Source organism: Cyanobium sp. ATX 6F1, assembly GCF_024346315.1.
GTDB lineage: Bacteria > Cyanobacteriota > Cyanobacteriia > PCC-6307 > Cyanobiaceae > ATX-6F1.
In genome coordinates, this window is sequence record NZ_JAGQCS010000004.1 from 228,790 (window position 1) to 239,546 (window position 10,757).

Genomic DNA, 10,757 nt, shown 5'->3' on the forward strand with positions numbered 1-10,757 from the left:
TGGGTCCTCGAGAATGCCGCCTTCGACTGCGGAGCGGGTTCATCCACCTGGGCCTCCAGCCGGCTTGACCTCTCTCCAGGCCGGCTGGAGGCGGTGAACCGCGGCTCAGGCGCTGGCCCTTGGGCCCGTGGCGGACGGCAGAGGGAGTGCTTTCCCCAGTCGGCTTGTGCTTGAAGCCTCAGGCGTCCAGTCTGAAGTAATGCGCGGCTGTGCTGCCATGGGGATCCATCTGATCTCCTCCAGCGCTCCGATCACCCCAGCCGAAGGAGGGACATCCCGATGAGCTTCGAGGTCGTAATCGCCCGTCGGAAAGTCTGTTGGGGCCTGGAGGCGTTGATGAGGCGTCGTATGCGACTAAATTGCCCATTCGGGATGTTCTGAAATCGGACTTGGCCCAACCGCATGGTCAATCCGGTTCAGGCCAGTATGATCAAAGCATGATTGCTATGTTCTGCTGTGAGATTGCGTCGGATCACCTCACTATTCAGCGGAGATGGCACCCGTCCGCTCCGCACGCAGCTGGCTTACACACTTGCGGGCATCTTCGCCCTGTCAGTTTTGCTTGCCGTTCTGATTCTCAACTATCTCTTCGGCATTCAGGCGCGATCGCTGATCGACCAGAGGTCAAACTTTTTCATGGATAGCATGCTGGCTGTGCGTGAATACACCAGCCAGAAAGTCAATCCGATTGTGGCACCTCTCAACAAGGGTGGAGGCGTCTTCCGTCCAGAAGCGGTTCCAAGTTATTCCGCCAATACTGTGTTTGAATATCTGAAATCCCGGCCTGAATACAAGCAATATTCCTATCGAGAAGCCACTCTTAACCCAACCAACCTCAAAGACAAGTCTGACACCTTTGAATCCAAGCTTGTGGAGTCGTTTCGTGCGAATGGAGCGCTCAAGATCCAGTCTGGAGACCGTGCCACGCGTCTAGGGACGTTCCATTACGTGGCCAAGCCCATCATGGTCAACAAGCAAAGTTGCTTGGCTTGTCACTCCACGCCTGACCGTGCTCCCAAGAGTCAGATCCTGGCCTACGGCACCACGAATGGTTTTGGCTGGAAACTCAACGAAGTGGTCGGGGCTCAGATCGTCTCGGTGCCGGTTGAGAGCGTGATCGCTGCCAAGAATCATTCACTGCTGATCACCGCAGGCCTGCTGGTTGGTTCCTTGTCCGTTGTTGGAGTTGTCACCAATGCGGTTCTCAATCAACTGATCCTGCGCCCGATGCGGGCGATCAGCCTCAAAGCCGATCAGGCCAGTGTGACTCCCTCCAGTGTCAGTTTTGAGGAAAAGTCCCGTGGTGATGAAATTGGTTTACTGGCTCGCAGTTTCGAGCGCATGAAGCAGAGCCTGACGATCTCCATGCAGATGATCAAGGACCGTAAGCAACTCTGATGCCCTCTCGCTCCGTGAGGAACACTGTCACAGCCGTCGCCGTTCTCATAGGGCTCTTTCTGGCGGGATGCTCCGGTCAACCCGGGGCTGGTCCTCCTTTTTGTGGAGCCTCCGGCGAGCTGAGGGTCGGGGTCGTAGGTGTCATTGAGGGAGCCGCCGACGCGAAGGAGGGCCTGCTGGACCAGGCCCAGGCTTTCGAGCTCAAGGATCAGCTCACGGCAGCCAGTCGCTGCGAGGTCCAGATGGAGCCGGTCCGGAGTCCGGATCTGGCGAGGAGCCGTCTCTCTGCCCAGGCCTGGGATCTGGCGTTTCTGCCGCCTGGCCTGATGGCGTTCGCCCTGGAGCTGAAGCCTCCCTACGTTCCGATTCGTACCCTCGGGACAACGCGGGAGTCGCGCTCGTCGATCGTGGTTCCTCAGCAGGGTGAGATCCGTAGCCGTGTCCAGCTCAAGGGAGCACGGCTCGGCCTGTTACCGCGTGGTTCCCTCACGGGCTTCTATTTACCGCTCTACAACCTGCATGGATTGCAGCTCTCTGAGGTTGTCTACGCCCTCGATTATTCAAGCCTGCTGCAGATGCTGGCCTCCGGTCGCGTCGACGCGATTGCCTGGGACGAGGCCCGGCCCGAACCCACTCCGCCGGTGCGAAGGATCGTGACCGACACCCATGCCATCCCGATGGGCTCGATGGTGGTCAAGCAGGAGCTCACCAGTGGGAGCCTGGCGGGTCTTCTGGCCATCCTTGATGATTCAGCCCGTGATTTTCCCTCGGGCCTCGGGTATGTTCCTGGCACTCCCTCGCCGGAGGGGCAACGCGTGCAGGAACTTCGCGCCATCGTCACCCACGTGGAGTCGTGGCAGCTTCCTGAAGAAGGCAAGCCCTACCGTGTCTTCGGACCGATCGGAGCTCGGCGATGAGCATCGGCAGTGACAGGCAGCTCAAGGTCGTCCTGTTCAGCGACGTTGTTGACTCCTCGGAGCGGATCTTTGCCGATGAACTGATTGCCGTTCAGCACATCAAGACCGATCTCTCTTTGATCAAAGATGCCATCCAGAGCCATGGGGGCAATCTGGTCAAGTCGCTCGGCGATGGGGTGCTGGCCACGTTCGATGCCCCCACCCAGGCGCTCGAGTTCGTCCAAGACGCCGTAGAGCAACTCGTAGGCCAGCGAGGAGGGCATTCTTTGCAGCACCGCTTCGGCATCCACGTGGGCGAGATCTATGCCAATGGCGATGACATCATCGGCCAGGGAGTGCACCTGGCCTCCAGGCTTCAGACGATCGCCCCGCCCAACGGAGTCGCTTTCTTGCAGTCCACCTATGAAATGGTGGACAGCGAGTTCCGTCAACGGGCACGGTCGATGGGGCTGGTCCCGCTGGCGGGCCTGCCTGCTCCGGTGATGTGTTATTCCATCGCCGAGAAGCAGCTTCTCAGCGATCGGGCTGTCGCGCCTCGTGATGGGAACACCATTGAGAATGTGCTGGCTGGTTCTCCTTACCACCTGGAGCGTTCCCTGGGGCGGTCACCCGGAAGCCGCACCTATCTGGTCAAGGATCCGAATAGGGACCGGCATGCGGTGCTCAAGTTGTTCCCTGGAGATCGGGAACAGCTGGCCGCCATGGAATTGGAAGCCGCCTGCCTGGATCGGTTGCGCCATCCCCGCATCCCCCGCTCACTCGACGGCTTCATTCGTGCTGGCCAGTACTGCCTTTTGCAGGAATGGATTCCCGGTCCCTCCCTGGATGGGTCGTTCGACTACCTGCGCAAGAAGCAGCGTCTTTCTGAACTGCTGCGTCAGGTTCTGGAAGTTCTGGAAGTCACCCACTCGGCCGGGATCCTGCACGGTGATCTCCACCCCGCCAACCTGATCCCAGACGCGGACTCGGGGCAGCTGTTCGTGGTGGATTTCTCGCTGATCAAGTCCAGGGCGGGGAGTTCCTCCTTCATCCTCCCCACTCCAGAATCATTCCCTTCTGGGGAGACCGAACAAGCACAAGCCGCAGGCGTCACTTCTCGTTCGTTCTTCAGCCCACCAGAGCTGATCCGTTTCGGGCGGATCTGGGCAGGAGTTGATCTTTACGGACTCGGTGTGACCGCACTGGCTCTTTACAGCGGCCGGCCGCCGGGAGAGCTGTACGACCAGGATATCGGCGGCTGGAACTGCGGCGATCTCGACCCGGAAGTGATGGCATGGCTTTCGCCGCTGCTTGAGGAGTCACCTGGGCGCCGCATCCACTCCGCGGCCGATGCCCTGCAACGTCTCGACCGACCGCAATCCGCACTGATTGAGCCTGCCCATCCACCGCAGCAGGTTGTGATCGAGGCTGCCGATTCAGCTCAACAGGGTGTGATCGAGAAATCCAGGCTGGTGGCCGCTCTTGCCAGGACCTACGGACCGGTCGTTCAGTTGCTCCTGGACAGCTGGCCCTCGGTCATTCCGTTTTCACGTGAGGCGACCCTGCGCACCAAGCTGGAGGACTGCGGCATGCGTGCCGAGGACATTGAGCCGGCTTTGGCTGCCGCTTCCATTCGCCCGGTGCCTGCACCAACAGCACCAACCGCAACGGTTTCTGCGGAATCTGTTGCTGGCGTTTGCGAGCGAGAGAGGGAAATTTTGCTGTCCGTTCTGCGCCGTTCGATTGGGCCTGTCGCCGATCTGCTGCTCACACCGGAACTCATCGCCAAATTGATGCTTGGTGATCAGACTGTCTCTGCCACCCTGTCAGGCAACCACCTCCAGGATGAGGCCATTCAAGAATTGCTGGAAGTGGCGCGTCAGCTCAGAGAACGGCAGGCCCCCGTCCCAACCCCCCTGGCCTCGCGTCCCACAACTGAAGTCGTTGACGTCAATGGGCCGATCACTCCTCAAGTTGAAGTGGAGCCACCAGGAGGACCCGACGATGCCGTCCTGAGGCAAGCCCTGCTCAAGGCCGTAGGACCCATTGGCGAGCAGATTCTCGAGCAAGTGCGTGACCTTCCCGTCGCGGAACGGGTGAAGGCCTGCGTCAGCCTGCTGCAGGACTTCGCCGTGGAGGCTCAGGTGATCAGCCGCCTCCAACACGACTGCAGCGCCCCCCCGACCGCCTGAGCGGGCTGTCTGAGGGCGGCGCGGGATGATCGCAGGCAACGCCCCAGGCCGCTTCGGCTCCCTCCCTCCATGCTGCGCATCGCCCAGACGCTGACCCACCAGCTGCAGGAGGCGATCGAGCGGGCCTATCCCGAGGCGGCGGAGAGGGCGGCGGCGGCGGGGAATCTCCTGGACCCCCAGTTGGCCCCCGCCAGCAAGCCTGAATTCGGCGATTTCCAGGCCAATGGGGCCCTTGCCCTGGCCAAGGGCCTGGGCCAGAGCCCCCGTGCCATTGCCACGGCCATCGTTGAGCAGTTGAAGGCCGATGCCGCCTTCACCGAGCTCTGCCAAGAGCCCGAGATCGCCGGCCCCGGCTTCATCAACCTCACCCTGCGGCCCGAGCGGCTGGCGGCGGAGCTGGCGGCGCGGCTGGGGGATCCCCGGCTGGGCGTGGGGCGGGCCCAGGCTCCGCAGGGGGCAGCCCTGGCGCCGGTGATCGTTGATTTCTCCAGCCCCAACATCGCCAAGGAGATGCACGTGGGGCACCTGCGCTCCACGATCATCGGTGATGCCCTGGCCCGGGTGCTGGAGTTTCGCGGCCATCCGGTGCTCCGCCTCAACCACGTGGGCGACTGGGGCACCCAGTTCGGCATGTTGATCACCCACCTCAAGCAGGTGGCCCCCGAAACGCTCATCACCGCTGATGCGGTCGACCTGGGGGATCTGGTGACCTTTTACCGCGAGGCCAAGGCGCGCTTCGACGACGACCCGGCCTTCCAGACCACCGCCCGCGAGGAGGTGGTGAAGTTGCAGGGGGGCGATGCGGTGTCGCTCAAGGCCTGGGGACTGCTGTGCGAGCAGTCGCGGCGAGAGTTCCAGCAGATCTACGACCGCCTCGACATCCAGTTGAGCGAGCGCGGCGAATCGTTCTACAACCCCTATCTGGCGGCTGTGGTGGCCGATCTGGAGGCCACCGGGTTGCTGGTGATCGACGACGGCGCCGGTTGCGTGTTCCTCGAAGGGGTGAAGGGCAAGGACGGCGGTCCGTTGCCCCTGATCGTGCGCAAGAGCGATGGCGGCTTCAACTACGCCACCACCGACCTGGCGGCGATTCGCTACCGCTTCGCCGCTCCCCCAGAGGGCGATGGCGCCGGCCGGGTGATCTACGTGACCGATGCGGGCCAGGCCAGCCACTTCGCCGCCGTGTTCCAGGTGGCGGGTCGGGCCGGCTGGATCCCTGAAGGTGGCCGGCTGGAGCACGTGCCCTTCGGGCTGGTGCAGGGCGAGGACGGCAAGAAACTCAAGACCCGCTCCGGTGACACCGTGCGGCTCAAGGACCTCCTGGATGAGGCGGTGGAGCGTGCTGAGGCCGACCTGCGCCGGCGTCTGGCGGAGGAGGGCCGCAGCGAGGACGAGGCCTTCATCGCCCATGGGGCCACCACCGTGGGCCATGCGGCGGTGAAGTACGCCGACCTGAGCACCAACCGCGGCACCAACTACCAGTTCAGCTTCGATCGCATGCTGGCCCTCCAGGGCAACACGGCCCCCTACCTGCTCTACGCCTTTGTGCGCATCCAGGGCATCGCCCGCAAGGGTGGCGCCCTGGAGGCCGCGGCGTTGGAACCTCTGGTGTTCGATCAGCCCCAGGAATGGGCCCTGGCCCGCCAGCTGCTGCAGTTCGATGCCGTGATCGCGGAGGTGGAGGAGGAGCTGCTGCCGAACCGACTCTGCGCCTACCTGTTTGAGCTCTCGCAGATCTTCAACCGCTTCTACGACCAGGTGCCTGTGCTCAAGGCCGATGGGCCCGCCCGCAGCTCGCGCCTGGCCCTCTGCCGCCTCACCGCCGACACGCTCAGACTGGGCCTCGGCCTGCTGGGCATCCCTACCCTCGATCGGATGTGATGGTGAACGCGCGCCCCGAGGTGGAATCGCTCACGGCCTACAGCGCCCCGCTGGAGGGGCGCCGGGGGTTGCTGCGGCTGGATTTCAACGAGAACACGGTGGGCCCCAGCCCGGCGGTGGTGGAGGCGATCCGCGCCATCCCCGCCGATCACTACGCCATCTACCCGGAGTACGACGGCCTGCGGGAGGCGGTGGTGGCTTCGCTGAACTCAGAAGCTGGGTTGCCGGCGGAGCCGTCGCCAGCGGGAGGCCTCATGCCCGCCCAGGTGGGCCTGTTCAACGGCGCTGACGCCGCCATCCACGCCCTGTTTCACGCCTACGGCGCCCCGGGCGACACACTGCTCACCACCAGCCCCACCTTCGGCTATTACAGCCCCTGCGCCCGCATGCAGGGCATGGCGATCGAGGCGATCCCCTACGAGGGACCCGCCTTCACCTTCCCCCTGGAGGCGATCCAGCTGGCCCTGGCGGCCGGGCCCCGGCTGCTGCTGATCTGCAACCCCAACAACCCCACCGGCACCCGATTGGCGCCGGAGCGGATCCTGGAGCTGGCGCGCTCAGCGCCGGGCACCCTGGTGGTGGTGGATGAGCTCTATGAGGCCTTCACCGGTGACAGCGTGCTGCCGCCGCTGCTGCGGGCGGCAGGTGTTGGCGGTGATCCCTTCGCGGCAGTGCCCAATCTGCTGGTGCTGCGCTCCCTGGCCAAAACCGCTGGTCTGGCCGGGTTGCGCATCGGTTTCGCGATCGGAGCCGCCGGGGTGGTGGATCGGGTCAGCCGCGTCACAGGCCCCTACGACATCAACAGCTTTGCGGTCACCGCCGCCCGGGCGGCCCTGGCGGATTCGGCCTACGTGGACGCCTACGTGGCCGAGGTGCTGCGGGCCCGCGATTGGTTGGTGCAGCAACTGAATCGGGTCGGGGTGCGGCACCACGCCGACGGCGGCAACTACCTGTTGATCTGGCCCACGGCCCCAGCGGCCCGGGTGGAGGAGCGGCTGCGCCAGGCCGGCATCCTGGTGCGCTCGATGGCGGGCAAGCCCCTCATTGATGGCTCCCTGCGGGTGAGCCTCGGCACCCTTGAGCAGATGCAGCGCTTCTGGGCGGCCTATGCCGCGATCGATGGGCTCAGCGCAGCACCAGCACCTGGGTGGCGTCGCTGAGCTTGCCCGGTAGGCTCACCGAGCGGCCGACGCGCTTCACGGGCGTGCCCGCCAGGGCCTGCAGGAAGGGCTCGACACTGCCCTGGTCGCAGTCGGCCGGGGTCTTGCCGCTCACGTACTGCACGGGGATCACCCGGCGCGGTTGCAACTCCTTGACCACCGCCGCCGCCTCGGCGCCGTCGTACACCTTCGCTCCGCCGCCGACGCCGATGATCAGCAGGTCGGGGCGGCCCAGGAGCACCTTGTCTTCGGGCCTGAGTGGGGCGGCGGTGCCGCCGATGTGGGCGATCTCCAGGCCCCCCTGCTTCCAGCGCCAGAGGGTGGAGGCGCCAAAGCGGCGGCCATCGAAGCGGTCGTGGGGCGAGGAAACACCCTCGATCCGCAGACCCCCCACCTTGTAGGAGCCAGGGCTGACCAGGAACTTGCCGCTGGCCACCGGCGCCCCCTCATCCAGCAGGCGGCTGCTGGCCAGGATCACATCGGCGCGCACGCGTGGTTCCGCCAGCCCGGCGGCGCAGGCCACCGCCTTGAAGGGGTTGATCAGCACCGTGGCGCCACCCCCCTGGATCAGCAGGGCACTGTGGCCGTAGCTGGTGACGTTCACCCCGCCACCCTGCTCGGCAGCGGCGGGTAGAGAACTGGCCCCGAAGGCCACCGCCGCCGCCAGGGAGCTGCCGCCCAGGGCTCCCGCACACCGGCGCAGCAGGGACAGGGGGGGAAGGGCCATGGGGGTGTGGGGCGCCCGCTGACGCCTGCGGTGGCGCGAACCTAGCAGCGTTGCCCCGGTTGAGTTCAGGCCGGCGATCCGGTCGCGGCTGTGGTTGGTCCGGGGATGTTGGTGTGGAGTGGTCGAGAGAGACTTGGCTTGGTGACTGGACGAGGCGCAGAACAGGAGCATCGCCACGGTTGCCAGCAGGGTGGAGACCTGAACGTCCAGATCGGCACGATCGATGCTTTTCGAGATCAATGCGCGTGGGGATTCAGTATTGAAGGGATAAAGTTTGCTCCCCAGACGATAATCCCAAACAAAGCCATGGAGCCAAGGCATCAGCAGCAATCAAGCTTTTCGAGAAAAGCCATGCGTTTAGATGGTGGAATGCTTTCGCGAGCAGTTCGCTGAAGAGAGAAAAGCGTTATCGAAGTCGTGGAGGTTATGGGCAGGCGCGCTCCGCTCATCTTCCCTACATGATTGGGCCCATGGGGACGATGGCCATCACGGTGCCCAAGGGATGATCAATCGGGGCATCGCTGAACGCGTGCCCATTTAGCAATTATTCGCATGGGTCGCTGAGCGGCACCGACCGCTGTCTTTGACTACTTTGCGAAAAATATTGCGTGATTGTGTTGATATGGCTTTCAGCCTGGAGCCCTGGTGTCGTGTAGACATTGAGTCTAGCGAAGTAGCTTGAAACTGTATTGCTTCCCTCTCAGGTTATGGGAGATTGGCTTTGGATTCGATCGAGAACGAAGCCGGCCGAGTCTCGTGGGTAGGTGGTCAGCGCATTCCCTGAAATAGACAGAGCCCCAAATTCATGCCATTTTGCAGAACTTTCCCCGGGGATTTATATCCATTAAGTATCTTCCGACGTACTATCCTGTTGCTTCGCGGCAATCGAGTTCAATATTTTTACTCCAGGCTTCTGTTTGGTTGGCGAGCTATAGGATTCCATGGGGATTTATGGTTCCAACCTTGATGAGTTCTTGGACGTGCTCGGTCTGCTTCGGTAAGGCCCAGTCATTCGCCATGGGCGTCTTGTACATGAGGGCCAGATTGTAGATGACTTTTATATGCTATTTAGCTTCAAGTGCTTACTGTGAATTGTAATTTACTAGCGGTGGATTGAGGATTGACTTGTCGTTAGGGGTGCGTGCAGCGCCTGTAATTCGATACCAATCGCGGCCCAAAGTGCTAGAAATCAGGGAATCCGTCGTTGCTTTGAGAGCATTATGACTGCCGGCATTGCACGAGTATGAAGCTCTTGGTGTGAATGATGGCTGTTTGTTAGTCGCTCCCATGGGGCATGCTCAATCCTTCCAAGGCCAGGCCTTGCCCAGTTGGCTGGATTGGCTTGATCGGCCGATGGCGAGCTGACCGATTGCATCGTCAGATGGCCATCGGCGCATGGAGCGGGATACGGGAATTAAACAGGCAGAAGCTGATCAGAAGTGGTCGATTGGGCCCCGCCCAGGTTGCCGAGCGTGTTGAAATTACGCAGGGAGGCAAGGTGATGACAGATCATCTCGTAAACCCCAGAGCGCACCAATTCCAGCAGGGCCTCTGAGGAGAGGGTCAGCACCCTCGAGCGCTCGACGGTGTAGAAGCCGTTGATGGCTTTCGTCTGACCATTGGGGAGCTTGGCTTCAGCCTGCTTGGGTTCAAGCAAGTTGAGCTCCTTCAGTTTTTTGCAGATGACTTTGGTGCGCTGGTACTCAGCTTGAAACTGACTTAAGAAGCGCAAGATACCGTCGATGTATTCGCTTGCTTTGCCGTCGTCACCGATCAGGGCAATGCCCTCTTGGCTTTGGTTGAATCCGGGGTAGCTTTCATCAATGCAAAGATAGGCTTTCTCTTGATCGTCCGCTTGGGACAAGACGAAGGGGTAGCGGCGAATGAAGGCGGGGACATACTTGCCCTCCCAGTTTCCCTCGGGAGACAAGTATAGATTTTCTGATTGCTGCATGCCGAGCAGTATCACAGGCATGACTTCGTCCTCGCCGACAAAGACGATCGGGTAGTCGCCAGCAGCATTGAGAAACTCAATGGCCATCAGCGGCACAGCGTTGGTCGACTCGGTGAAGGAATAGTCCTTCACCGGGCTGATGTGCCAGTCCTTGTGGCGTTCGGCCGACAGGGGAATGATTTCGTTGTAGAAGAGGAGCTGGGTGGCCATAAAAATCTCTTTAACTTAATCATCTTAACCCGGCGTGGTCGCAGGGAGCTTGGCCTGGATTTTTGATCCGTTGTGTTGTCTGACCTGACCTTGATGAGCGAGCAGAGTTGAAGTCGGGCATGATGCATGCGGCCATCAAGCTGTGCTCAAGCATCCGCTGCATGGGAGGAGTGTACGGAGTTTCTGGGCTCAGGCTTGTCTCGCTGACGGATAGGAAAGCTGCTTGGCTGACAGCGATATAGGAGTCTGGATTTAATTGCCAAGGGTAACTGATTTGGGCGCGATCGTGCCGCGTCTAACGCGACAAGAGCTGGTAACCCGTTTGGGGAAGTTGGTTTG

The 10,757-nt window shown here is 62.0% G+C and carries 7 protein-coding genes; 5 read left to right on the plus strand and 2 right to left on the minus strand.

Features of this window, described 5'->3' with window-relative positions; genetic code table 11:
• The first annotated feature begins 462 nt into the window (after window positions 1-462).
• The 5 genes from KBZ13_RS08050 to KBZ13_RS08070 all read left to right on the plus strand — a co-directional run bounded on the left by KBZ13_RS08050 (window position 463) and on the right by KBZ13_RS08070 (window position 7,527).
• Entirely contained in the window at window positions 463-1,398 is a 936-nt protein-coding gene (locus KBZ13_RS08050; RefSeq protein WP_261358902.1) for a DUF3365 domain-containing protein, read from the plus strand.
• Window positions 1,398-2,315, plus strand: coding sequence for a phosphate/phosphite/phosphonate ABC transporter substrate-binding protein (locus tag KBZ13_RS08055; RefSeq protein ID WP_255008059.1), 918 nt, complete (start codon window positions 1,398-1,400; stop codon window positions 2,313-2,315). The genes KBZ13_RS08050 and KBZ13_RS08055 overlap by 1 nt, the downstream gene beginning before the upstream one ends.
• Window positions 2,312-4,486 carry a protein kinase domain-containing protein gene (locus KBZ13_RS08060; protein WP_255008061.1) on the plus strand — a complete coding sequence of 725 codons (2,175 nt, stop codon included), beginning with the start codon at window positions 2,312-2,314 and terminating at the stop codon, window positions 4,484-4,486. Before KBZ13_RS08055 ends, KBZ13_RS08060 begins: the two co-directional genes overlap by 4 nt.
• Window positions 4,487-4,555: 69 nt before the next feature.
• Window positions 4,556-6,367, plus strand: a complete 1,812-nt coding sequence (argS, locus tag KBZ13_RS08065; protein ID WP_255008063.1) for an arginine--tRNA ligase — start codon at window positions 4,556-4,558, stop codon at window positions 6,365-6,367.
• On the plus strand, window positions 6,367-7,527 hold the full coding sequence (locus KBZ13_RS08070; protein ID WP_255008064.1) for a pyridoxal phosphate-dependent aminotransferase: 1,161 nt from the start codon (window positions 6,367-6,369) through the stop codon (window positions 7,525-7,527). Before argS ends, KBZ13_RS08070 begins: the two co-directional genes overlap by 1 nt.
• Here the strand turns inward: KBZ13_RS08070 and KBZ13_RS08075 are convergent.
• Together KBZ13_RS08075 and KBZ13_RS08080 are read right to left on the minus strand one after the other, a co-directional pair.
• Window positions 7,493-8,254 carry an MBL fold metallo-hydrolase gene (locus KBZ13_RS08075; protein ID WP_255008065.1) on the minus strand — a complete coding sequence of 254 codons (762 nt, stop codon included), beginning with the start codon at window positions 8,252-8,254 and terminating at the stop codon, window positions 7,493-7,495. The two genes, KBZ13_RS08070 and KBZ13_RS08075, sit on opposite strands and share 35 nt — an antisense overlap.
• Before the next feature lie 1,414 nt (window positions 8,255-9,668).
• On the minus strand, window positions 9,669-10,418 hold the full coding sequence (locus tag KBZ13_RS08080; RefSeq protein ID WP_255008066.1) for a SapC family protein: 750 nt from the start codon (window positions 10,416-10,418) through the stop codon (window positions 9,669-9,671).
• Between the last annotated feature and the right edge of the window lie 339 nt (window positions 10,419-10,757).

Excerpts from the sequence above, each read along its gene's own strand:
- KBZ13_RS08070 (WP_255008064.1), top strand. The coding sequence starts at position 6,367 with ATGGTGAACGCGCGCCCCGAGGTGGAATCGCTCACGGCCTACAGCGCC.
- KBZ13_RS08055 (WP_255008059.1), top strand. The coding sequence starts at position 1,398 with ATGCCCTCTCGCTCCGTGAGGAACACTGTCACAGCCGTCGCCGTTCTC.
- KBZ13_RS08080 (WP_255008066.1), bottom strand. The coding sequence starts at position 10,418 with ATGGCCACCCAGCTCCTCTTCTACAACGAAATCATTCCCCTGTCGGCC.
- argS (WP_255008063.1), top strand. The coding sequence starts at position 4,556 with ATGCTGCGCATCGCCCAGACGCTGACCCACCAGCTGCAGGAGGCGATC.
- KBZ13_RS08060 (WP_255008061.1), top strand. The coding sequence starts at position 2,312 with ATGAGCATCGGCAGTGACAGGCAGCTCAAGGTCGTCCTGTTCAGCGAC.
- KBZ13_RS08075 (WP_255008065.1), bottom strand. The coding sequence starts at position 8,254 with ATGGCCCTTCCCCCCCTGTCCCTGCTGCGCCGGTGTGCGGGAGCCCTG.